This window comes from Flavobacterium sp. (assembly GCF_965262375.1).
Taxonomy (GTDB): Bacteria; Bacteroidota; Bacteroidia; order Flavobacteriales; family Flavobacteriaceae; genus Flavobacterium.
Genome location: NZ_OZ253527.1, coordinates 333,124 through 356,070 on the forward strand (window position 1 = coordinate 333,124; position 22,947 = coordinate 356,070).

Sequence of the window (22,947 nt, forward strand, 5' to 3'; positions counted from 1 at the left end):
AAAACATTTTTTCGGATTGATTTCCAGTTAATTATATTTTTATTTGTAAATTTGTACTTACACAATTTTAAATCGATGAGGTATGGTAAAGATCGGTCTTGCGGATAATCATCCGGTGGTGCACTATGGTATTAAAGCCTATTTCAAAGAACATTCAGACATTACCTTGGTTGGAATCGTCGACAACTTTGATATGGTAGAGGAAATGCTAAAACGTAAGGAATTAGATGTTTTAGTGATGGATTTGGAATTAAATGGTCTGACGAGTATTAACGCGATAAAAACGTTGTTGCAAAATCACCCCAAACTGAAAATTATTTTATTTTCAAGTTTAAACGAACAGGTATACGCTCCAAATGCAATTAAAGCAGGCGTATCTTCTTTTGTCGAAAAGACAGAAAAATTAGAAAGTTTAGCTTCAACAATTATAAAAGTCAATCGAGGCGCGGTGATTTTTAGTGAAGCTGTGAAGCGCAACATGGCATTGATTTCAAAACAATCAAAGTCTGAACGTTTATACCGTAAACTTTCTTCTCGTGAAATTGAGGTCTTGCGTTATTTATCAAACGGAAAAAAGAACAAGGAAGTAGCTGAGGCATTAAATCTTAATGAGAAAACAATTAGTACTTATAAATTAAGATTACTAGCTAAATTAAATGTAACCAATTTAGTTGACTTAGTTAACAAAGCCAAAACATTAGAAATCGTTTAACTATAGCGGGACATTACCCTCCCGAGTTTACTTGAAAAATTACCGACAAGCTTGGAATAATCCATGACTAATGCTAATATCTCCGAATTATCCACATTGGGATCAGGAGATATTTGGTGTTTTACTTCCTCAATAATTTTATTTACTAGATACCAACGTAGCGTCAATATAGTTTCTGTAACATATTGCCCAATAGTTTGATCTTTTAGCTTAACATAAATCAACTTTACTTCCCAATTATGCAAACTCATCTTTTCATCTTCCATCAAAATAGAAGTTACTTCTTGAGCCATTTCTGATGTTAATTGCATTAAAAAATGCTCAATTTCAAATTTTTCATTTTGATGGTAATAATTTATCACCTCATTAAATATAGATCGAAACAATGGATTTGCCAATTCAACCTCATCTTCCTGTAAACTCAAATAGATACGTTGATAGACTTTATATACATTCATTTCCTTAACTTCTTTCAGTTCCCCATCATCGGCAGCTTTATACACATAATCAGCAAACTCTTCTTCGGCATTACCATATAAAAGTAAAATTTCAATGAGTCTTCTTTCCAACTGATTTTGCACATCCACTTTAGATTGAACTTGATCAGCTTGATTATTTACAACCTCAAATACTTTTTCTTTTTGTTCCTGTTTAAGTTTTTTTCCAGTGTCAACAATTTCTTTTTGCACCAATTGTGCCAATGTATTAAACAATACCTCTTCTGAGATATCCATAATACGCGAGCATTCCTGGATGTATATTTCACGTTTGATACGATCAGGTATTTTAGAAATACTAGTAACCATATCGCGAATCAAATCAGCTTTTTTTATCGGGTCGTTCTTGGCTTCTTTCATCAATAAAGATGCTTTGAACTGAATAAAATCCATTGCATTCTCTTCCAAATACTTTACAAGCTGATCTTGAGGGGTTTTCTTTGCAAAGCTATCAGGATCATCACCATCAGGAAAAGTACATACTTTTACATTCATCCCTTCTTCGAGAATTAAGTCAATTCCACGAATGGAAGCACGCAAACCTGCGGCATCGCCATCAAAAAGTACCGTAACATTTTTAGTCAATCGATTGATTAATCGAATCTGATCTGGTGTAAGGGCTGTTCCTGAAGAAGCCACAACATTTTCAATCCCTGCCTGATGCATTTGTATTACATCGGTATACCCCTCACACAGGAAGCAATTATCCAGCTTAGCTATGGCTTGTTTTGCATAGAAAATGCCATAAAGCACTTTCGATTTATGGTAGATTTCACTTTCGGGTGAGTTGACATATTTAGCTACTTTTTTATCATTGGTCAAAATACGTCCACCAAAACCCAGCACGCGCCCCGACATACTCTGAATAGGGAACATCACGCGACCTTTGAAACGATCAAAGTGCCTACCATCTTCCTTGGGTATAGTCAATCCTGTTTTCTCTAAAAACTCCAGTTTATATCCTTTTCCCAACGCTTCTTTGGTAAACACATCCCAAGCTTCTGGCGAATAGCCTAATCCAAATTTTTTGATAGTTTCTAAAGTAAAACCCCGTTCTTTGAAATAGGACAAGCCGATAGCCTGACCTTCATCGGAAGTCAGCATCTTATCCTGAAAAAACTTTTGTGCATATTCCGAGACCAAATACATACTCTCTCTGTCATTCGCTTCTGCAATTTGCTCTGTCGATTGCACTGTTTCTTCAATTTCAATATTGTATTTTTTAGCTAAATACCGAATGGCTTCAGGATACGAAAAATGCTCGTGCTCCATTAAGAAAGTCACTGCATTTCCTCCTTTACCTGAACTAAAATCTTTCCAAATTTGTTTTACCGGCGAAACCATAAAGGAGGGCGATTTTTCATCAGAAAAAGGACTCAACCCTTTCAAATTCGTACCCGCTCTTTTGAGTTGCACAAAATCACCAATAACCTCCTCTACACGAGCGGTTTCAAAAACAGTTTCTATAGTATTCTTGGAAATCACAATAAAAAAATAAAAAGGGTTTCAAATATACGGTTTTCCCAGAAAAGAAAAACGCCTCCGTAGGGAAGCGTTTATATTTTTTATTTCAATCTAAAATCAGGTTTCTTTTTCACGTCATTACTTTTAAACAACTCTAACAAACCAACGCGCGATACAAAATTTAATTTATCATTAGAAGAAAACCAGTCCGAAGGGACTTCAGACTTAACTAAAGCTTCATTAGTTATTAGCTCCTGACAATTATCTATTAAACAATTTTTCATTTTTAATTGCTTGTAATTTTCGCCCTGCAAATATTTATCATCCAAAGCGACTACACATGCAAACCCCGAAATAACACATTTGTCCATTTCAAAAAAAGAATCATACTTAAGCGAAACAGCCTCTTTAACTAAGCCCATAGCATTATCCTCATTACTCACCATGGTCACATTAACAGCTTTAATAACCGTTTTTTTCTTTGTAGGATCGAAGTTTTCTAACTTATCATATGAATCGATTTCAAATACTCGAGAGCGTGTATTATCTGAAATATAAGGATTACGAATTGCAATCGAATTACTCATTACACATTGGGTCCCCATAGAAAAATCGAAATCATCATCCGCATTCTGAAAAGAAATAATATTACTCATATCAAAATTTCCTCCTACGGCTTCTATTGCATCATCTTTAGCTAAACTGATTTGCAAATACTCAATTTTTGTACCTTTCCCAACAGCCCCTAGAGTCAAACCATTCAACATGGTTTTTTCGTTAACTTTTTTACCTGCAAATTCAATTCGCACATATTTTAACATACCTGCGCTACCATTTTCATTTGTTCCTCCAAATAAATTATATTTAGGATTTGGATCATAAATAGATGCTATTTGCCCTCCCCAACGATTTACAGAGGCATCACCATATAAAATAATCCCACCCCAGTCACCAGCCTTTCTATCAAAGGAAGATTTGCCAGAAGTAAAAACAATAGGATCTGTTTCAGTACCCACAGCCATCAACTTACAACCTTTAGTTACAATCAAAGTTCCATTAGAATCTGTATCGCCACGCACAACCACTCCTGGTTCTAAAGTTAATACAGCTCCATTAGTTACATAAACGGACCCCATTAAGGAATAAGTTCCCTTTTTGAGTGTAGTATTCTCAGAAATCTCCCCATTTATAATCCTACTTGGCGCAGCATACTCAGTAGTTTTAGGCTTAAAATTAGTCCAATTACTAAACCAATTAAAGTCACCTACAATTCCTTGATTTTTTTGTGCCGCTAAGGACATCGAACCAAATAAAACCAACCCTAGTACAATTTTCTTCATTTTCTGATGGTATAATTTTTTTTAAAAAAAAGAGGCTACAAAATTAACCTTAGTTTTAATAATATCAAAGTTATTATATTATTCTATTGTTAATAAAATTAAAAAAAACCTCATAATGAGACATTTTTCAAAAATCATACCAAAATAATTAATTAAAATCAAATCGGACTCCTAGTGAGATATTATTTTGCTTTACAGGGTTAGCCGTAAAAACAGGATTTAAGTCATATTTGAGATACAAACTCATATCCTCATGACCTATGTAACACCCTACACCATATACCCATTTATTAGTATTAAAATTACCACATTCTGTTTGTGAAAAATCATGACCATTTTGTTCAAATTCTAAATATTGCTTCGAAGACACATTCAATCCTATATGCCCACCAAACCCAACTCGTATTCCTTGATGAGTTCTAAAAAACTCTTTGCCATCAATTTTTTTGTTTTTTGAAAAATCAAATTCAAAATATACAGGTGCAACAAGATTTACATTTTTAAACCTTGAATCTTTTAACTCGAAAGGTGCATTTTGTAACTCCGTGTTTTGGTTAACCTCTACAAACTGACGATTATCAGTAGGTCGCAAGTTATTATACTGAAGTGTCAAACCATAGCGCAAATGATACAAGTTATTACTCTTCAACAAACGGCTATTCATCATCAATCCTACTTCATAAAAATGCGACCCATAATACCTAAAATCTGAATTTGCCACAGCTCCATTTGTAACTACGTTATTGAGTCCCATAGCAAAAACGAACTCTGTAATGTTGCGCTTTTCATTACCGAAAATTTTATCCTTTTTCTTATTCCATTTGATAGTAATTTTCTTTTTAGCACTACTTGTATCAGTCAATGCAATTTCTCCATCTACTTTTTCTTTAACTAAAATGGTCAATTTATTTTGTTCTACTAACACACGCTCTTCTATAATTTTTGCAGATTCTTGAGCGTATTTTAATTTTTCTTCATCTGCTTGTTCGCTAGTTAACTTTCCTTGTTCTAGTTGCGTATTAACCGCAGCAATTTTTTCTTTCAATGCTACCTTCTCTTCCTGAGTAATTTTTTCAATTTGCAAAGCAATAATTTTAGCTCTATGTTCAAAACTCTCTTGCCCAAAAACTTTAATGGTGGCAGCCATAATTAAAATCCCTAAATAAATAATAAAATTTTTCATACTGTTCGTTTTATGATTAATGATTAATTGATGATTCTTGATTTCTAGAAGCTAAAACTTCTTTTGCATTGTTATAATCTTTTTTTATTCTTTTAAAAACATTTTGTCTGAAGGTTTGTTGCATTTCACCGTCAACCTGATTTAACAATGCCTGAGCATCTATTTTTAACTCCAATTTTTCTGATTGTGCTAAATCATTTCGCCTTTCATCACTTGATTTTTCTAGCATCAAAACAGGCTCACTTTCAATCGTTTCAGTATTTACCGCAACAGCACTTAATGTTTCCTTATTATTTTTGTCAGTTGTCTTTACAACTTCAATCTGTACAAGTTCCGTTTTATGTGTACTCTTGTTTTGTTTTAACAAGGATTCATTTTCTGAATGTGACTTAACTATTTGACAAGCTATTACATCAACATTATTTTTAGGAATTGCTTTATTGGGTATAGCCCTATCGCTAGTTACAACTTCATTTTTTATTGAATCATTTGTTCGCACCATCAAAATAAGAACACCTAGACTCAACATTAACAGAATTGAAGCCGCAATTACAAACCCTTTTTTCTCTCTTTTAGCAGGCACTACAGACATCTCAGTAACGCTCAGCATAGCATCTAGACGATCCCAAGCTGTTTCTGATGGCATAATTTCTCTGGCTTGCATTTTTTGTTGCAATTGTTCTTCAAACTTAGATTGTTCCATGATTAAACTTATTAAGTGAATTGATTTGGGTTTGCAAAACTTCTCTCGCTCTTGACAACTGTGATTTTGAAGTTCCTGGACTAATTCCTAACATTTCTGCAATTTCATGGTGCTTATACCCTTCTATTACATATAAATTGAAAACCATTTTATACCCATCAGGCAAAGCATCTATTAAAAATTGAATAGCTTCTACAGAAAACTGACTTTCAATATTGTTATGCATTTCGTGCGTAAACTCTTCATCCTCTACAAATTTCATTTCCTTTTTTACCCGTAAATACGAAATACATTCATGAATCATAATTTTTCTTATCCACCCTTCAAAACTCCCTTTATGTTCAAAATATTTCAAATTAACAAACACTTTCATAAAAGCCGTAATCATTACATCTTCCGCTTGTTGCAAATCTTTAATATACTGCCTACAAACACTTAACATTTTAGGTGCATATTTAACATACAACTTATGTTGTGCCTGCCTGTTTTGAACAACGGCCTCTTCAATGATTTTTTTTTCTTCTTGATGCAGATGGATTACTTTCACTGTCCCCAAATATTAAAGTATAGATTACTGTATCGCTTCTAATAATAGAGACGATAATAAAAAGAAAAAGGTTGCATGGAGTTGAAAAAAAATTATTTTTTTCTTTCAATCACATAGTTAACCATTAAAATTAAAGCTTTTTTATAATCAGAATTAGGGAATTTTTCTAGTAACGCTAAAGCCTGTTGTTGAAATTCAAACATTTTCTTTTCAGCATAAGCTAAACCATTTTGATCCTTAACAAATTGAATAACTTCTTTAACTCGTTTTTTGTCTTTGTTATGATTTTTAATAGAATTGATTAACCAAGATTTTTCTTTGGAAGTACAATTGTTCAAAACATGTATCAAAGGAAGCGTCATTTTTTGCTCTTTAATATCTATACCTGTAGGTTTGCCAATAGCTTCTTCAGAATAATCGAACAAATCATCTTTTATTTGAAACGCCATACCTATTAACTCCCCAAATTTACGCATATCCTCAATTAATTGCTTGTCATCAGGTTTTACAGAACAAGCAGCTAAGGCACAACAAGCTGCTATTAATGTAGCTGTTTTTTGACGAATAATTTCATAATATACCGCTTCTGTAATATCTAATCGACGGGCTTTTTCAATTTGTAATAATTCCCCTTCACTCATTTCACGTACGGCAACAGATATTATTTTCAACAAATCAAAATCACCATTATCTATAGAGAGCAACAACCCTTTTGAAAGAAGATAATCGCCAACTAATACGGCTATTTTATTTTTCCATAAAGCATTGATTGAGAAAAAACCACGTCGACGGTTACTATCATCAACCACATCATCGTGCACAAGGGTCGCGGTATGTATCAATTCAATAACCAAGGCTCCCCTGTAAGTACGTTCTAAAACATCACCTCCAGAAATCATTTTAGCTGTTAGAAAAACAAACATAGGACGCATTTGTTTTCCCTTTCTGTTCACAATATAATACGTAATTCTATTGAGCAAGGCAACTTTTGAAGACATAGAACTGTGGAATTTTCTTTCAAAAATTTCCATCTCAGTCCGTATCGGTTGTTTAATTAAAGTAGTTGTATCCATCAGGGTTTCAAAGATAAAAGAATTTTAATGAATGAAAAAAAACATTTTTTTTCAAATTAAATTAAACCTTTTTTTATTACTTTAGTCTAACCCTTAAACCCTTAAAACTTTAAAATTATGAGAACAAGAATTTTAATTGCTTCATTAGTAAGTACATTTGTGTTCCTGACGAGTTGCAACAAAGAAAAAACGGATGATTTCACCCCTGAAATTACTCAAGACGACGTGAGCTATTCAGCTAAGTCAGATGCAGCAGTAGATGACGCTTCAGCAATCATTTTAGAACAATTCAGTGTAGATGCTTTTCCTTCACGTTTAGCTCAAACTGATAAAGCAGCACCTGCCCCTACTTGTGCAACTATTACAAGAGTTCCTGCTATAGGCACTCCATTAGTTGATGGCGACAAGGTTACTAAAACCATTGACTATGGTACTACAGGCTGTGTATTACCAAATGGAAATACTTTAAAAGGTAAAATCATCATTAGTTTTTATTACCATCCTAAAGCTACTAGCCACGAGATTACTTATACTTTTGAAAATTTCTACCACAATGAAATTAAATTAGACGGTACTCGAACTATAACTATCAAAGTAGAACCTAACAATGTAAATCCAACTCATTTAGCTTTCTACATCAACTTAAACGTTACAGTTACTCTTCCTAACGGAAAAATCCTAAAAATAACAGGAAATAAAAAAAGAGAGATTGTAGAAGGTGAAGCTACACCTGATATTTCTGACAATGTATATGCTGTTACTGGAAGTTGGGAAACCGTGTTCCCTAACGGAGCGACTAGAACTGCAACAATCACAAGCGCTTTAAATATTAAAATGAGTTGTGCATCTAGAGAAATAGTAAAAGGAATTATCACTTTTGTTAAAAACGACAAAACCGCAACTTTAGATTTTGGAAATGGAGCTTGCGACAACAAAGCAATATTAACAATTAACGGAATTAGTTACGATATATATTTAAGAAAATAATACCAATAAAAAACTCTCGATCTCTCGAGAGTTTTTTATTATTTTAACCTTCCTTATTAGCTAACTGACCACAAGCGGCATCAATATCTTTACCACGGCTTCTTCTTACTTTTACTACTATATCAACAGCTTCTAAGGCTTTGATATAAGCATTTATTGAAGCCTCCGAAGCTTGCTGAAACTCACCATCATCAATTGGATTGTATTCAATCAAGTTGACTTTACAAGGCACATATTTACAAAATTTTACTAGCGCATCTATAGATCGTTTATCATCATTAATACCTTTCCAAACTACATATTCGTAAGTAACTTTACTTTTTGTTTTTTTGTACCAATATTCTAAAGCCTCTTTCAACTCAGTCAAAGGGAAATTTTTTGTAAATGGCATAATTTGATTTCGAATTTCCTCTACTGCCGAATGTAACGAAACGGCTAATTTAAATTTCACCTCATCATCAGCCATTTTTTTAATCATTTTTGAAACTCCAGAAGTGGAGACCGTGATTCTTTTAGGAGACATTCCTAAACCTTCAACAGAGGTAATTTTGTCAATGGCCTTCATCACATTTGGATAATTCATCAAGGGTTCACCCATACCCATAAAAACAATATTGGACAATGGACGACCATAATACAAACGACTTTCTGAATCGATAGCAGCAACTTGGTCATAGATTTCTCCTGGTTCCAAATTACGCATACGCTTTAAACGTGCTGTAGCACAAAAATTACAATCCAAACTACAACCAACTTGACTTGAAACACAAGCTGTAGTTCTGGTTTCTGTTGGAATCAAAACCGATTCTACAATCAATCCATCATGCAAACGCACCGCATTTTTTACAGTACCATCCTCACTTCTTTGCATTTGATCAACTTGGATATGATTGATTACAAAATTCGCTTCCAACATATCCCGAGTTGACTTGGATACATTGGTCATATCTTCAAATTTATGCGCTTTCTTTTGCCATAGCCATTCATACACCTGATTGCCTCTAAAAGCTTTATCACCCTGACTTACAAAAAAGTCACGCAATTGTTCTTTAGTCAAAGAACGGATATCTTTTTTCTCTGTTTGCATCCTGCAAAGATAGTTATTCTAAAAATCAAAATAAAATTCTTAGAAAGTAAGCCCATTACTTTCTAACATCCATATTACTTACCATTGATTTTTTTATTATTAACAAAAAAAAAAGCATCAAGAACTTCAATTTTTGTAATTCAAGCCATTTCAAGTTCAAATGATAGAACGAACACAATTAGCATCACAATTAGCATCACAATTAACACATTTAGAATCATACATACTAAAAATTATAAGCCATAAAAAAAGGGTTTACAACTGCAAACCCTTTTTAATATTTGTGAAACTTTAAAACTCTAATTTAGAAAGCATAATTGAAACCTAAACCAAAAACTTCTCTAACTTGAAATGCCCCTACTGCATTATCATCGTATATTGCTTGAAAAGCTAAATTTGTAGTAATATACTTATTCACTTTCATAGATAAATTAGCTTGATAATCAATGTCAACATTTTGAGGTTTATCAAGATAATTTGAATACAAATTCAAAATATTTTCCCAAGTGATATTATCCATTAACTTACATTTATAGTATCCTTGTAATCCTGCTCCAAATTCAAAACGTGTAGTTTTTCCCTGTTGAACTCCAAATGAAGAACCCAATTCAGTAAAATGAGAATGTACCAACACCATTTTAGCCGTTGCTGGAGCAATATTAAATTTGAAGTTATCATGTTTTTTCCACATCATACCTGGACCAACTTGAAGGTATGCAGGAGAGAAAAAATGTGAAATTTTAGCTCCCGTTTTACCATCAAAACCAGAATCCATTTGTGTTTTAAAATCTAAAAAGGCAGAATAAAACCAATATCCTGAAGCTTTCTTACCTAAAATAGAGCTAAACATTAATCGGTCATCTGATTTTTGCACATTGGCATCTTTCAATTTAGTCAATCCATAAGCAGCAATTACTTTGTTATCCCAAATTAAATTTTCTGATTTGAAATTAAAATCATAATTCAGATTAAGATTACCGGCAACACTTGAAGTTCCGCCAGCTCTCCAATCGTTATTAAAAGCAGATTGATTGAATAAAAAATTAAAATTACCCACTTTTTTCCAACCCAAGTTTGAATTGTCAGCTGCTTTTTTTTCAGTTTCAGCAGTTCTTTTAATAAGTTCCCCTTCGTTAGTTTGTGCATTCAATAGCGCTTGGCATCCTACTAATGCTAAGCAAAGTAATGTCTTTTTCATAGATATAATTTTTATTTGGTTCTCTTGTATATCGGAACTGCCGAACAAGCTTCACCAAACATGACACTCTTTGCCACTTTTTGTAATTGTGTCATCGCCATGATGTAAGCTTCTTTCGGAACAGGCTTCCTTGAACAACCCTTCAAAATTACTGGTTTGTCAAGGAATTTACTGAAATCTATTCGTAGAATTTCTTCTATGTATAAATTTACATCAATTTCTTGAATATTCCCAACTATTACTTTTTTAGCATATTGATTTAAAAAAGAGGACACTAAGATAGGCGCCCAAGTAGGTAAAATAGCATCAGTACTACAATAAATAGCACAAAAATGGTCTTTATATTGCGACCAATCGTGTTGTTTAAGTGCCTCTCTAAAGTCTTTTTCTTTTAACAAAAACCCTTCAACAAGCCATTGACTGATATCTATTCCTGTGCGAATACCCTCTTGGTAATAATCTTCTAAATCAAAAACCTCTAAAGCACTCGAGGCTACTTTATTTACAATTTCTTCCATTTTTATAGTGATCAGTATTCAGTGTGCAGTATTCAGCTTTACTGAACACTGAATACTGAACACTGAATACTAAATTAAAGCATTCCTAATTCTAATTTTGCTTCTTCGCTCATCAACTCCTTTGTCCAAGGTGGATCGAAAGTAATTTCTACTTCACACGATTTTACAGCTTCTAATTTTTCAATTTTCTCCTTTACTTCATTAGGCAAGGTCTCAGCTACAGGGCAATTTGGAGAAGTCAAAGTCATCAAGATTTTCACATCCATATCTTCATTGACAAAAACGTCGTAAATCAAACCTAATTCGTAAATATCTACAGGAATTTCAGGGTCATAAATGCGTTTTAACACTTTTACCACTTCTTCTCCTAAATTAATGTTGTCGTTAAATTCTTCCATTTTTATTATAGTTTTCAGTTGCAGCTCTGTAAACTGATTACTGTTACTGCTAACTTTACTTTTAATTTTTGCTCAAGAATGCCAAAGCATACATTTTAATTTGTTTTATCATCGAAACCAAGCCATTGGCGCGTGTGGGCGAAAGATGCTCTTTAAGCCCAATTTCATCAATAAAATCAGTTTTAGCATCTAAGATGGCTTGTGCAGGTTGATTTGAAAAGGTACGGATTAAAATACCGATAATCCCTTTGGTCAAAATAGCGTCGCTATCAGCTGTAAAAACGATGTTACCCTCTTTTTCTTCGGCATGCACCCATACTTTAGATTGACAACCTTTAATAATATTGTCATCCGTTTTATATTGTCCATCAATCAAAGGAAGTGTCTTCCCTAATTCAATGATGTATTCGTAACGTTGCATCCAATCGTCGAACATGGAAAACTCATCAACGATTTCATTCTGAATTTCTTCTATAGTCATTTTCAAAACATTATTTACAGTACATTATTCTGTAAATGATACTAATTTATTAATTAATTTTTCAATTTTAGCAGGCGGGTGACCATGGTCAAAACCAGTAGAATTATAAGTTATCCCATTTTTTATCATTTGAAAATCGGCATGTGCTGCTCCATCATGCAAACGCAACATGGTAGGGGCTTCCAACTTTTGCAAATCCTCCGGATTGATTTGTTTCACTAAACTAACAAGCTCATCTTGGTCTTTCTGACTGATTTTAACTGATTTAAAATCTTTACTATCACGAATTGTTGTAAACGACAAACCTGCTTCGCTAAAAACCACTTCTAAATGATAACCTCGTGAGTTTGCACTATATTTCACTAAGGTTCCTTGTTGTTGCTTATCTGTTTCTTTTTGATTACTTCCCATACTACTGTTCAAATTTTCGTTGGAACTCATCACAACAGCTGCTTTATCTTCTTCAAGAACCGCTTTTTTACATTTACAAGAAGCCAATATTACTGTTAAAGTAAATAGGGTCAAAAAAACTTTTTTCATAACTTATAGTTTTATGATAACATCATTTTTGCTTTTTTAACAGCCTCAACAAAAACATCAATTTCTTCTTTAGTATTGTAAAAAGAGAAACTTGCACGTACCGTACCAGGAATTCCAAAGAAATTCATAATAGGTTGTGTACAATGATGTCCTGTACGAACCGCTATTCCTAACTTATCAATAATTGTTCCAATATCGTAAGGATGAATCCCCTCAATGTTGAAAGAAATTACGGAGGTCTTATTTTCAGCAGTACCGTAAATTTTTAAGCGATCTATTGCTAAAAGTTTTTCGGTACCGTAAGCTAACAATTCTTTTTCTTGCTTTTGAATGTTATCAAAACCTACCTCATTCAAATAATCCAAGGCAGTTCCTAATACAATCCCATCAGCAATATTAGGCGTTCCCGCTTCAAACTTGTGAGGTAATTCGGCATAAGTTGTTTTCTCAAAAGTCACTTCTTTAATCATTTCGCCCCCACCCATGTAAGGCGGCAACTGATTTAGCAAGGCTTCTTTACCGTAGAGAATTCCAACACCGGTAGGTCCGCAAACTTTATGTCCTGAAAACACATAAAAATCACAATCCAAGGCTTGTACATCTGGTCGCAAATGCGGTGTAGCCTGAGCACCATCTATCAGCACCCAAGCTCCCATTTGATGTGCTTTTTCAATGATATATTCAATAGGGTTAATAGTTCCTAAAGCATTAGAAATATGATTAACCGCTATGATTTTTGTTTTTTCAGAAAGCAACTTATCAAATTCAGCCATGATAAGTTCGCCCTTTTCATTCATGGGAATCACCACCAATTTTGCTCCTGTGCGCTCGCATAAAAACTGCCAAGGCACAATATTACTATGGTGTTCTAAAGCAGAAACCATTACCTCATCGCCCGCTTGAATCAATGATGCCATACCATGAGCCACCAAGTTAATTCCTTGTGTAGTTCCTGAGGTAAAGATAATTTCATGAAGGTGCGTTGCATTCATGTGTGCACGCACTTTTTCACGCGATTCCTCGTAAGCGTCAGTGGCCAACTGGCTTAAGGTGTGTACGCCACGATGAATATTCGCATTTATCTCTTCGTAGTATTTTGTAATCGCATCGATAACCACTTTAGGCTTTTGAGCCGTAGCCCCGTTATCGAAATATATTAAGGGTTTTCCGTTGACCTTTTGCGTCAAAATTGGAAAGTCAGCTCTAATCTTTTGAATATCAAACATCTTATTTAGAAAAATTCTAAATGCAAAAGTAATTAAATAGCTACGAATTCCCGAACAAATTCACATTTCTTTTTACAATATACTATAGATGAAATCTATTTGCAAATTTGAGTAGTTTTAAAATCTTATTATGAATAGGATACCCAAAAATATTTCACCATTTTGAATTAAATACCATACAAAATTAAAACGGCATAACTAATAATTATCCCCACTACCGCCACCGCTAAATCCGCCACCACAAAAAGGCATAGGTGACTCGGGTTTTGTGGGTACCGCGATATTTGCATTGGCATTAATTAAAATGGTTTTAACCAAATCAAATGCTACAGGTTGCAATTGCACATCTTCTTTAAAAGTTAAGCCCGAACTTTTATCTTTTAATTTTTGAATAGAAATATAAACCAGAACAAATAAAATACTCCCCCCTAACAAACAAGCATATTCAATAGACAAAACGGCATGATAATAACGAAACGTTGCAAAAGCCAAACCTAACAAGCCCAATCCACACCAAATAAAAATGCGGTTTTTATACTTAACCCCAAAAAAGAGGTAGGCTAAAGGCATCAAAAACGTAAGCATCCAGAACAACAACGCAAATGGAATATCTGCACCTTTGGCAATGGTTATTTCTAACAATTCCTCCGACAATTCACGAACTACATAATAATTCATAGAAGCATATAGCAACAAAAGGCTAAGAATTTCAACTGTTAACCCTATATTTTTGTAGATAAAAAACGGTGTCTTGGATTTTAATTTCCACTGCAAAAAGAAAAGTCCCAAGCCTAGACCAAACATCACAAAAGGCAATACACTACTCGGTAAAATTTTATCGTGTACAATCGTAAAGCCAACGAAACTCACCATGAAAAGGATAGCGAAAAAGGTTGCAGGGACATTGACGTATCGCACCGCACCATACAAAGCTCCAAGGAAAAGAACTAGCAACACCGCATGCTCCTCTTCACTAAAAATCCCCACCGTTATAGCTAGAAAAAGTGGAATCCCTAGCACAGAAGCATCATCCAAACCGTAAGCAAAATAATTCTTACTGAATAAAATTTCGGTTGCCATCACACATCCCACTGCCATCAATAAACTTATTAGGGCAAAACCTTCCGCACCACCACTGATGGCTACAAATAGCGATAAGAAACCAACCACCGAACTGATTAAGAAAACTCCTAACAAAAAGAAACCGATGCGCACCAAAATATTATTATTGGTCTTGGTAGCTGGATGATTGTGTTTCATCATTTGCAACTGTTCTTCACTCACTGTCCCATTAGCTACAAGTTGTTCCATTTCTTCCAAAAGAAAATGATTTTGAATAGCGGTGAAATTATTAGTTAACATAAACATTCTTTTTAAAATCCTTAATCATTTTGATAAACAACACTATAGAACTAATCACATAAAAAGGAGAGAGAAAAATGATAAATTCATAGAATTGCGAAGCATCTAGTATCTCCAACAGTTTGAAAATAAAAATATTCAACCCAATGTACCCATAGAAAAGCACAAAAACATACCAAGAAATAGCATCTAAAGCCAAACTTTTTTTATAGAAAAAATACATCACAGCAATCAATACCAATAGATACAAAAACCAAATTTTATCATCGTTCCCTATTCCTGACAAACAGCTTAATGCCAAGGTATGAAAGGCAAATGTTAACAACACAAAACTGAAGTGAAACTTTACACCTTTGACCTCAATCACTCTTTGCCACAACAACAAGAAAACCCCAAACAGTAAGCCTGAAAAAATTAACGTTGAGGTATGGAACAGTTCATTTGCAAAGAAAGTCTGCACTTGTAATGACAGTCCTACAAAACTTGCCAAAGCCGTAATGCCAAGAACTAAAACACTCTTATTGTCAAAATAGTAGGCCATCGCAATACAAACCAAAGCAGACAAGAGTGAAGTAATATTATAATTGGTCGCAGTCAAATTCAAATTGTATTGAAAATAGCCTATAAATGTACAACTCAAAATAGCAGTAAAAAGCACCCAATAATCGTATAAAGGATTTTCAAACAAGACTTCCTGTTTGGTAAATCCTTTGGCTTTTTTAATACAAAAATAAAAACTCACCAATGTTGCAAGACCTAACAACACCAGTAATACAGTATGCCCAAGTGTATCAATGTTTTTATAAATCAAAACACCAACTCCACTAGTAAAAAGCAAGATGGAAATGTATAATAAAAAAAGAAGTTCATTCCGCAAAGAAAACAAGCCTAGCTCTTGGTAAGCTTCAATAGCTTTATACTGCTCAGGCGTGATAAAATTCTTATCCTTTAACAAAGTAAAAATGTTATTCATACAATCAATTTTATCAAATATAATCAACTAATTTGATTTTATATTCACATGAAAAAAAACTAAATTGCATCAAAATCAATCGAATGAAAAAAACAATCGGCATTATCAGCCTTTTAGTCCTAGGAACTGTGGGTTTTATAGGTTACAAAAACTATCCTAAACTGGATTTAATTTCTGGATTTTCAGCTAAAAGTGTAGCATCGGGTCATTTCTTAGACAACCGTTCGTTAGACATTATTGAAAAAGGCGACAACGACATTAACTTAATTGATTTGGCGTCGAATACTATAGATGAAAACGGACATTTAGCCGAAGCCACTGTATATGGTTTTAAAAAACGAAAAGCCGTTTACCGTGAAGGCTTAGGTGCCGTATTAGTCAATGACGAATACGATGCTTCAAAACCGTATTTGGTTCCTAAAAGAAACTTTACTTTAAACACTAAAATCCCATTCCCTTACGGTGATGGTGAACCTGTTACTACGCCCTTACCTAATGTAGATTACAAACGTTTGCAGAAGGCGGTAGATTTTGCTTTTGCACCGAGTAACGAAGGCAAAAAATGCACTCGTGCGGTGGTTGTAGTGCATAACGACCAGATTATTGCTGAAAAATACGCCCCTGGATTTTCAAAGAATTCAAGATTATTGGGCTGGTCCATGACCAAAAGTATTACGGGAACCATGTTAGGCATCCTTCAAAAACAAGGAAAATTAAATATTAATCAACCTGCTCCAATTACAGCTTGGAAAAACGATGAACGCAAAAACATCACCTTTCACAATTTATTACAAATGAATTCGGGTCTGGAATGGGAAGAAAATTATAACACTATTTCAGATGCAACCAAAATGCTTTTCCAAGAAAGCGACATGACCCAATCGCAAATACACAAACCTTTAGTGGGCAAACCCAATGCTACCTGGAACTACTCTTCAGGAACCACCAACTTACTTTCTGGTATCATCCGCAACCAGTTTAAAACCCATCAGGAATATTTAGATTTTTGGTACTCGGCTTTGATTGATAAAATTGGTATGCATTCGATGTTAATTGAAACCGATTTAGCAGGAAATTATATTGGTTCCTCTTATGCTTGGGCTAACGCGCGTGATTGGGCAAAATTCGGCTTGCTTTATCTACACAACGGAAACTGGAATGGCGAGCAATTGTTTGAATCCACTTGGTCTAAATACGTTGCAACTCCCACTCCTACCTCTAATAAAGAATATGGCGCACAATTCTGGTTAAATGCCTGTGGAAAATTACCTGACTGCCCTAAAGATATTTATTACGCTGATGGTTTTCAAGGACAACGTGTTTTTATTATCCCTTCTCACAATATGGTGGTGGTGCGTTTAGGATACGACCACATAGATTTGAATACATTTTTAAAAGAAATCTTAGCAAGTGTTAAAAAAAATTAATAAACTCACATTATTCACTATAATTAACACAATATTTTTACATATTAACAAAAAATAAAACATTTTTTACAACATCAGGTTGTTTCTTTTAAAAAAAATATATAATTTTAAAGGAAACTTCCTACTATGATTAAGACGGCTCAATTTACTTGGGATGGCGCTTTGATACCCATAAGCGAATCCGAAGAATTTTCTCATTCAAAAGCACAATTGGCATTTATTTTTGCTGACCGCTTACAACTCTCCAACGAAGTTATCCAACAGACCCAAACCAAATTTCCAAATGCAACGGTAGTTTTTGGCACGACTTCAGGGCATTTTTCAAACCAAGAAGTTTTATTTGACCAACCAGTGATTACTGGGGTGAGTTTTGAAAAAACCAAATTAGAAATTTTTGAATTAGAAGCCACTTGTCTTACGGATAAAGAGCATCCTTCCCACGGTAAAGTCCAAGACCTTCTTAACATGCCCGATATAAAAGCGGTTTTAGTTCTATCGGAAGGAAGTTCTACCAATGGCTCAGAACTCACTTCCTGTTTAGCGACTTGCAATCCTAAAAACGTTCCCGTATTTGGGGGCATGACTGCAGATATGGAACGCTTTGAAAAAACCTATGCAGGAATCAACGTGCTAGGAACCACACCTAAAATAGTTATCATCGGTTTTATAGGTAAAGACATACACTTCAATTTTGGGATTGAAGGAGGATGGCATGTTTTCGGTCCAGAACGCACTATTACATCATCTTATAAGAACACGTTATTCGAGCTTAGCCATCAAAATGCCTTAGATTTATACAAAGAATATTTGGGAGAATATTCCGCGATGCTTCCCGCTTCCTCCTTATATTTCCCATTGTCTGTAAAGAGTCCTGATGGCGACCGTTTTTTTGTACGTACCGTATTAAGCATAAACGAGAACAACAAATCTATGACTTTTGCTGGTGATGTCCCACAAGGTAGTACCGTCCGTTTTATGAAAAGTAATAAAGATTTATTACTCGATGCCGCACAAGAAGCCATCAACAAAACCGCATTTAAAGACGCTGTACCCCAACTCATTTTTTTGATTAGCTGTGTGGGACGCAAAATCGTGTTAGGAAGCCGTCACGATGAAGAGTTAGAGTTGGCGCTACAACATTATGAACATGCTGAGATAAAACCAACGGTAACGGGTTTTTACTCTTATGGAGAAATCGCCCCGGATGGTAATTTTTCACCTTGTGATTTATACAATCAGACCATCACGATTACTAGTATTTATGAACAATAAAGAATTACATCCACATTTAAACCGATTGATACAAAGGCACTTCTCCGAAAGAGACATTTGGAATGATGCGTCTATGTGTAAATTTCTAGATACTATAAACGACACCTATAGAAATTACGAACGTGATATCAAACTTTTTGAGCGTGCCACCACATTAAATGATGAAGAATTTACCAAAATTAATAATCAATTAAAAGAAGAACTTGTAATTAACAACCAATACCAAAAAAGTCTATTAGAAGCAAAAACAGAAGCCGAAAAAGCCAATGAAGCTAAATCGAATTTTTTATCAGTAATGAGTCATGAAATTCGCACACCTTTGAATGCCATCATTGGCTCACTATACCTTATTGATAAAAACAAAGATGCTAATCAATTAGCAGAACACCTTGAAATCTTAAAAGTATCTTCGAGTAATTTATTGATGTTGATTAATGATATTCTTGATTTTAATAAGATTGAAGCTAACAAACTTGATTTAGAACACATCCCATTTTCTGTAAACTCATTGCTAAATGATATTATCAAAGCACAAGAATACAATTTTAAAAGCAACAACAATTCAGTACATATCAACATTGACCCTGCCATTGAGTATAATTTGATAGGAGACCCATTGCGTTTGAATCAAATATTAACCAATTTAATTTCTAATGCGAGTAAATTCTCCAAAAAAAAGTCAATAACAGTAACTTTAAGAGAAAAACACAGAGACGAACATAGTGCAACTCTTTATTTTGAAGTAAAAGACACCGGAATAGGCATTAAAAAAGGAAATTTAAAAAAGATTTTTCAGCCTTTTACCCAAGAGGAATACAATACCACAAGGAAATTTGGTGGAACAGGCTTGGGGCTTGTTATTGTAAGCCAATTGCTACGATTGTATAAAAGCAAAATCAATGTAGCAAGCAAAAAAGATGAAGGTTCTACTTTTTATTTTGAATTAACATTACCTTTATCTGACACACCAAGCTTACAAGTTGAAAAAATTGACGAAAAGAAAAGCTTTAACGGCTATAAAGTACTTATTGTCGAAGACAATTTAATCAATGTAAAAATTTTAGGAAAAATTTTAAGCAACTGGGATATTACTTATGAAGTAGCGGAAAATGGCAAAATCGGTTATGAAAAATGCATATTAAATAATTACGATATGATATTTATGGATTTATCAATGCCCGTAATGGATGGCTTCGAAAGCACGGTTTTGATTCGGAAGACAAACAAAATTATACCTATTATTGCTATATCTGCTTCCAATTTTGTCAACGACATCAGCAAAGCACAAGCCTTGGGTTTTACCGATTATATTACAAAACCCTTCAATGTGCAAAATTTAAATAGCAAATTGGTATTACATCTTGATAACGAACCTATAAATCATATACAGTTTTAATCATCAAATTCATCGCGAAGTATACAATTGTATATGCTCTTTTTTTCGTTCAAAAAAAACTGTAACAGAACAAGTTCCTTTATCACAACAATTACTCAATTCAATTTTTCGAGAAGTCTGCACACTTGTTTCGGCAGGGTAAAGTGTATCCATAGACCAAGTTAGTGAGAATGCAGCAGGATTTTGATTTGCAGTTATTTTAAGATCCTTAAGACTTAAACTTCCTAATCGAACAGGTTCAGGAATACGCTTAATCGTTTTAAGACTTCCTTCTACCAATGGTTGTACCACTATAAGTGTACTCTCAGGAAGCTCTTGCCATTCTTGCCAATTGACTTCAGTAACCTCCCAAGCTTTATTCTGATCAATAAAAACTAGTAAATTGTCTTTTGAAGGAAACACAACTAAAAAAAGTGCGGCTGTAGTATAATTAGATGCGTCAACACTCAAGTCAAGCTTTTTTTCAAAAACACGTATCTTCCTATCTTGAGCTAAAGAAATGTGTCCCATGATAAAAAAGAAAATCACGAATTTCATTACAAAAAAGAATCGCATAATCAACTGTAAACAAAGCTGTTAATACATAAATATACAACTTTTCTTTCAAAGAAATGAAATTCGCAATCTAAAACAAAAAAATAGTCAGAAAAAAACTATTCCTTAACCACAACTTGTAAGGTTTCTCTACTCATTTGACGCACTAAAACCGCCTTATCTTTTTCAATTGTTTTCATGGCATTGTCATCAAAATGTCTTACTGTATATAAGGCAACATTTTCATTATAAGTTACTTTAAATTTTTTAGACAAGATTTTTACCAACTCAGAAAAATTAGCATATTTATCTTCAACACATACTGAGAAACTAATAGCTGAATTTTGAATCAAACTTACTTTGAGTTTAAACTTATGTAGTAGTGCAAATATTTCGCTAATATTTTCTTCCATAATAAAAGAAAAATCAATTGAAGATAATGACAATAAAATTTGCCCTTTTTTAACTATAAAACAAGGCAACTTTGGTTCTAAATCTTCACCTTTAGATACGCTCGTTCCTGCCAATAGTGGATTTATAAACGATTTGACAAATAAAGGAATTTCTTTACGTTGTAAAGGTTGTAGTGTTTTAGGGTGTATAACACTTGCACCATAAAAAGCTAATTCTATAGCTTCTCTGTAAGAAATTTGATTCAATAAATTAGCATTCTCAAAATACCTAGGATCCGCATTCATAACTCCAGGTACATCTTTCCAGATAGTTACACTTTCAGCATTCAGGCAATAAGCAAAAATAGCTGCGGTATAATCAGAACCTTCTCGCCCTAGAGTTGTTGTAAACCCATTTTCATCAGAACCTAAAAAACCTTGAGTTACAAAGAGTTGTTTTTTCTTAGCTATTTTAGTGATTGCTTTTTGTGTTTTATCCCAATCTACATTAGCATCGCGATAATTATTATCCGTTTTCACATAATTGCGCACATCCAACCATTGCGACTGAATGCCTCTATAACTCATGTAATGCGAAACAATGGTAGTGGAAATGAGTTCTCCAAAACTCACAATCTGATCATAGACAAAACTATAATTGGGCGATTTGTTACTACGTAAAAAATATTCAAAATCAGCAAAATGTTCATTTACTTCAAAAAACACTTCATGTCCTTCTTCTTCAAAAAGGTCGATCAGAATTTGATTATGGTATTTTTTCACTTCTTGAACGGCTGCATTCAATTGTGGTGATTTGTCAAAATAATGCTTGATTACTTCTTCCAAAGCATTGGTGGTTTTACCCATAGCCGAAACCACTAACAATACTTCTTCAAATCCTACTTTTTGTAATACTTCATATACGTTTCTTACTCCTGCCGCATCTTTTACTGATGCACCACCAAATTTAAATATTTTCATTCCTACGACTTATTAAAATTGCTCCAGTACCTAAACAACACCTTTTTCAAGAATTTGCTTTCGAATGACTGTTCCTCAAAACTATGAATTTTTCAGGAATTTGAATACATGTTCTTTTGTATTTTACAAAAAAGGGTATTTTAAATTGACAAAGCTGATTTAAGCCAAAATCATTTTCCGCTTGGCAATTCAAAACAAAAGCGCATAAGCTATTTTTCAATCATTAATTTGAGTAAACCTATTTGCTCCTTTAATGCTAATATAGTTTCCTCATATTGCTGAATTAATTTTGGGGTTAAATCCGTATTAGCATCATTTATTTTGCCTTTGAATGAACCAAAGAGGCTTTCCTCATTAAGCCCTAAAAGATGCTCAGGTTGCATTTTTAAAATAGCACAAATTTCGTTAAATCTTTTAAAAGTGAGTTGCGTTTCACCATTTTCAATTTTTGAATAAGCTCTTATACTTATTCCTAATTGAGTAGCTATATACTCTTGAGAATAGTTTTTATATTCCCTTAGTTGCTTTAACTTTCGCTCAGGAGAAGAAATCATTATCGTTTTAGTTTGTTTAGTTCAATAATAAGAATTATTAGTTCAAAAATAGTACAATTAGAATGAAATTCTATGCATGAATATTATTTTTTTTGTCATCCC

Annotated in this window: 23 protein-coding genes; 5 read left to right on the forward strand and 18 right to left on the reverse strand. The window is 33.7% G+C overall.

Annotation, left to right across the window (positions count from 1 at the left end; translation table 11 throughout):
- Nucleotides 1-82: 82 nt before the first annotated feature.
- On the forward strand, nucleotides 83-712 hold the full coding sequence (locus ACQY29_RS01550; RefSeq protein WP_428223509.1) for a LuxR C-terminal-related transcriptional regulator: 630 nt from the start codon (nucleotides 83-85) through the stop codon (nucleotides 710-712).
- On the opposite strand, the gene dnaG is transcribed toward ACQY29_RS01550, so the two are convergent.
- From dnaG to ACQY29_RS01580, 6 genes are all read right to left on the reverse strand, one after another.
- Nucleotides 709-2,694 (reverse strand): DNA primase, encoded by a 1,986-nt coding sequence (gene dnaG, locus ACQY29_RS01555; RefSeq protein ID WP_428223510.1) that lies wholly within the window; start codon nucleotides 2,692-2,694, stop codon nucleotides 709-711. The genes ACQY29_RS01550 and dnaG overlap by 4 nt on opposite strands.
- 80 nt (nucleotides 2,695-2,774) lie before the next feature.
- Entirely contained in the window at nucleotides 2,775-4,013 is a 1,239-nt protein-coding gene (locus tag ACQY29_RS01560; RefSeq protein WP_428223511.1) for a hypothetical protein, read from the reverse strand.
- 148 nt (nucleotides 4,014-4,161) lie between these two features.
- Complete coding sequence (locus ACQY29_RS01565; RefSeq protein ID WP_428223512.1) at nucleotides 4,162-5,196, reverse strand: hypothetical protein; 1,035 nt, start codon at nucleotides 5,194-5,196, stop codon at nucleotides 4,162-4,164.
- Nucleotides 5,197-5,212: 16 nt separating this feature from the next.
- A complete protein-coding gene (locus ACQY29_RS01570) occupies nucleotides 5,213-5,899 on the reverse strand; it encodes a hypothetical protein (protein WP_428223513.1) in 687 nt (228 codons plus the stop codon).
- Nucleotides 5,886-6,446, reverse strand: coding sequence for an RNA polymerase sigma factor (locus ACQY29_RS01575; protein ID WP_428223514.1), 561 nt, complete (start codon nucleotides 6,444-6,446; stop codon nucleotides 5,886-5,888). Before ACQY29_RS01575 ends, ACQY29_RS01570 begins: the two co-directional genes overlap by 14 nt.
- Nucleotides 6,447-6,538: 92 nt before the next feature.
- Complete coding sequence (locus ACQY29_RS01580) at nucleotides 6,539-7,519, reverse strand: polyprenyl synthetase family protein (protein WP_428223515.1); 981 nt, start codon at nucleotides 7,517-7,519, stop codon at nucleotides 6,539-6,541.
- Between the two features lie 117 nt (nucleotides 7,520-7,636).
- On the opposite strand from ACQY29_RS01580, the gene ACQY29_RS01585 reads away from it, so the two are divergent.
- Entirely contained in the window at nucleotides 7,637-8,506 is an 870-nt protein-coding gene (locus ACQY29_RS01585; RefSeq protein ID WP_428223516.1) for a hypothetical protein, read from the forward strand.
- A gap of 43 nt (nucleotides 8,507-8,549) precedes the next feature.
- On the opposite strand, the gene rlmN is transcribed toward ACQY29_RS01585, so the two are convergent.
- From rlmN to ACQY29_RS01630, 9 genes are all read right to left on the reverse strand, one after another.
- On the reverse strand, nucleotides 8,550-9,593 hold the full coding sequence (gene rlmN, locus ACQY29_RS01590; protein WP_428223517.1) for a 23S rRNA (adenine(2503)-C(2))-methyltransferase RlmN: 1,044 nt from the start codon (nucleotides 9,591-9,593) through the stop codon (nucleotides 8,550-8,552).
- Between the two features lie 304 nt (nucleotides 9,594-9,897).
- On the reverse strand, nucleotides 9,898-10,791 hold the full coding sequence (locus tag ACQY29_RS01595) for a DUF3078 domain-containing protein (protein WP_428223518.1): 894 nt from the start codon (nucleotides 10,789-10,791) through the stop codon (nucleotides 9,898-9,900).
- An 11-nt stretch (nucleotides 10,792-10,802) separates the two neighbouring features.
- On the reverse strand, nucleotides 10,803-11,309 hold the full coding sequence (locus tag ACQY29_RS01600; protein WP_428223519.1) for a DUF2480 family protein: 507 nt from the start codon (nucleotides 11,307-11,309) through the stop codon (nucleotides 10,803-10,805).
- A gap of 74 nt (nucleotides 11,310-11,383) precedes the next feature.
- Nucleotides 11,384-11,707, reverse strand: a complete 324-nt coding sequence (locus tag ACQY29_RS01605) for an SUF system Fe-S cluster assembly protein (protein ID WP_428223520.1) — start codon at nucleotides 11,705-11,707, stop codon at nucleotides 11,384-11,386.
- 61 nt (nucleotides 11,708-11,768) lie between these two features.
- A complete protein-coding gene (locus tag ACQY29_RS01610) occupies nucleotides 11,769-12,188 on the reverse strand; it encodes a SufE family protein (protein WP_428223521.1) in 420 nt (139 codons plus the stop codon).
- A gap of 24 nt (nucleotides 12,189-12,212) precedes the next feature.
- Nucleotides 12,213-12,728, reverse strand: a complete 516-nt coding sequence (locus tag ACQY29_RS01615; protein ID WP_428223522.1) for a hypothetical protein — start codon at nucleotides 12,726-12,728, stop codon at nucleotides 12,213-12,215.
- Between the two features lie 11 nt (nucleotides 12,729-12,739).
- Complete coding sequence (locus tag ACQY29_RS01620) at nucleotides 12,740-13,954, reverse strand: aminotransferase class V-fold PLP-dependent enzyme (protein ID WP_428223523.1); 1,215 nt, start codon at nucleotides 13,952-13,954, stop codon at nucleotides 12,740-12,742.
- A gap of 198 nt (nucleotides 13,955-14,152) precedes the next feature.
- Nucleotides 14,153-15,316: a hypothetical protein gene (locus ACQY29_RS01625; RefSeq protein WP_428223524.1), complete on the reverse strand. Its 1,164-nt coding sequence runs from the start codon at nucleotides 15,314-15,316 to the stop codon at nucleotides 14,153-14,155.
- Complete coding sequence (locus ACQY29_RS01630; protein ID WP_428223525.1) at nucleotides 15,306-16,289, reverse strand: DUF2157 domain-containing protein; 984 nt, start codon at nucleotides 16,287-16,289, stop codon at nucleotides 15,306-15,308. The genes ACQY29_RS01625 and ACQY29_RS01630 overlap by 11 nt, the downstream gene beginning before the upstream one ends.
- An 83-nt stretch (nucleotides 16,290-16,372) precedes the next feature.
- On the opposite strand from ACQY29_RS01630, the gene ACQY29_RS01635 reads away from it, so the two are divergent.
- The 3 genes from ACQY29_RS01635 to ACQY29_RS01645 all read left to right on the forward strand — a co-directional run bounded on the left by ACQY29_RS01635 (nucleotide 16,373) and on the right by ACQY29_RS01645 (nucleotide 20,384).
- Nucleotides 16,373-17,716 (forward strand): serine hydrolase domain-containing protein, encoded by a 1,344-nt coding sequence (locus ACQY29_RS01635; protein ID WP_428223526.1) that lies wholly within the window; start codon nucleotides 16,373-16,375, stop codon nucleotides 17,714-17,716.
- A 126-nt stretch (nucleotides 17,717-17,842) separates the two neighbouring features.
- Nucleotides 17,843-18,988 (forward strand): FIST signal transduction protein, encoded by a 1,146-nt coding sequence (locus ACQY29_RS01640; RefSeq protein WP_428223527.1) that lies wholly within the window; start codon nucleotides 17,843-17,845, stop codon nucleotides 18,986-18,988.
- Nucleotides 18,978-20,384, forward strand: a complete 1,407-nt coding sequence (locus ACQY29_RS01645; protein ID WP_428223528.1) for a hybrid sensor histidine kinase/response regulator — start codon at nucleotides 18,978-18,980, stop codon at nucleotides 20,382-20,384. The genes ACQY29_RS01640 and ACQY29_RS01645 overlap by 11 nt, the downstream gene beginning before the upstream one ends.
- A gap of 9 nt (nucleotides 20,385-20,393) precedes the next feature.
- Here the strand turns inward: ACQY29_RS01645 and ACQY29_RS01650 are convergent, their stop codons facing one another.
- From ACQY29_RS01650 to ACQY29_RS01660, 3 genes are all read right to left on the reverse strand, one after another.
- Nucleotides 20,394-20,939, reverse strand: coding sequence for a hypothetical protein (locus ACQY29_RS01650; protein WP_428223529.1), 546 nt, complete (start codon nucleotides 20,937-20,939; stop codon nucleotides 20,394-20,396).
- A gap of 98 nt (nucleotides 20,940-21,037) precedes the next feature.
- Nucleotides 21,038-22,291: an aspartate kinase gene (locus tag ACQY29_RS01655; RefSeq protein ID WP_428223530.1), complete on the reverse strand. Its 1,254-nt coding sequence runs from the start codon at nucleotides 22,289-22,291 to the stop codon at nucleotides 21,038-21,040.
- A gap of 209 nt (nucleotides 22,292-22,500) precedes the next feature.
- A complete protein-coding gene (locus ACQY29_RS01660; RefSeq protein ID WP_428223531.1) occupies nucleotides 22,501-22,845 on the reverse strand; it encodes a helix-turn-helix domain-containing protein in 345 nt (114 codons plus the stop codon).
- Nucleotides 22,846-22,947 lie beyond the last annotated feature (102 nt).

Excerpts from the sequence above, each read along its gene's own strand:
- ACQY29_RS01550 (WP_428223509.1), top strand. The coding sequence starts at position 83 with ATGGTAAAGATCGGTCTTGCGGATAATCATCCGGTGGTGCACTATGGT.
- ACQY29_RS01560 (WP_428223511.1), bottom strand. The coding sequence starts at position 4,013 with ATGAAGAAAATTGTACTAGGGTTGGTTTTATTTGGTTCGATGTCCTTA.
- ACQY29_RS01565 (WP_428223512.1), bottom strand. The coding sequence starts at position 5,196 with ATGAAAAATTTTATTATTTATTTAGGGATTTTAATTATGGCTGCCACC.
- ACQY29_RS01570 (WP_428223513.1), bottom strand. The coding sequence starts at position 5,899 with ATGGAACAATCTAAGTTTGAAGAACAATTGCAACAAAAAATGCAAGCC.
- ACQY29_RS01580 (WP_428223515.1), bottom strand. The coding sequence starts at position 7,519 with ATGGATACAACTACTTTAATTAAACAACCGATACGGACTGAGATGGAA.
- ACQY29_RS01585 (WP_428223516.1), top strand. The coding sequence starts at position 7,637 with ATGAGAACAAGAATTTTAATTGCTTCATTAGTAAGTACATTTGTGTTC.
- rlmN (WP_428223517.1), bottom strand. The coding sequence starts at position 9,593 with ATGCAAACAGAGAAAAAAGATATCCGTTCTTTGACTAAAGAACAATTG.
- ACQY29_RS01595 (WP_428223518.1), bottom strand. The coding sequence starts at position 10,791 with ATGAAAAAGACATTACTTTGCTTAGCATTAGTAGGATGCCAAGCGCTA.
- ACQY29_RS01600 (WP_428223519.1), bottom strand. The coding sequence starts at position 11,309 with ATGGAAGAAATTGTAAATAAAGTAGCCTCGAGTGCTTTAGAGGTTTTT.
- ACQY29_RS01605 (WP_428223520.1), bottom strand. The coding sequence starts at position 11,707 with ATGGAAGAATTTAACGACAACATTAATTTAGGAGAAGAAGTGGTAAAA.
- ACQY29_RS01610 (WP_428223521.1), bottom strand. The coding sequence starts at position 12,188 with ATGACTATAGAAGAAATTCAGAATGAAATCGTTGATGAGTTTTCCATG.
- ACQY29_RS01615 (WP_428223522.1), bottom strand. The coding sequence starts at position 12,728 with ATGAAAAAAGTTTTTTTGACCCTATTTACTTTAACAGTAATATTGGCT.
- ACQY29_RS01620 (WP_428223523.1), bottom strand. The coding sequence starts at position 13,954 with ATGTTTGATATTCAAAAGATTAGAGCTGACTTTCCAATTTTGACGCAA.
- ACQY29_RS01625 (WP_428223524.1), bottom strand. The coding sequence starts at position 15,316 with ATGTTAACTAATAATTTCACCGCTATTCAAAATCATTTTCTTTTGGAA.
- ACQY29_RS01630 (WP_428223525.1), bottom strand. The coding sequence starts at position 16,289 with ATGAATAACATTTTTACTTTGTTAAAGGATAAGAATTTTATCACGCCT.
- ACQY29_RS01635 (WP_428223526.1), top strand. The coding sequence starts at position 16,373 with ATGAAAAAAACAATCGGCATTATCAGCCTTTTAGTCCTAGGAACTGTG.
- ACQY29_RS01640 (WP_428223527.1), top strand. The coding sequence starts at position 17,843 with ATGATTAAGACGGCTCAATTTACTTGGGATGGCGCTTTGATACCCATA.
- ACQY29_RS01645 (WP_428223528.1), top strand. The coding sequence starts at position 18,978 with ATGAACAATAAAGAATTACATCCACATTTAAACCGATTGATACAAAGG.
- ACQY29_RS01650 (WP_428223529.1), bottom strand. The coding sequence starts at position 20,939 with ATGCGATTCTTTTTTGTAATGAAATTCGTGATTTTCTTTTTTATCATG.
- ACQY29_RS01655 (WP_428223530.1), bottom strand. The coding sequence starts at position 22,291 with ATGAAAATATTTAAATTTGGTGGTGCATCAGTAAAAGATGCGGCAGGA.
- ACQY29_RS01660 (WP_428223531.1), bottom strand. The coding sequence starts at position 22,845 with ATGATTTCTTCTCCTGAGCGAAAGTTAAAGCAACTAAGGGAATATAAA.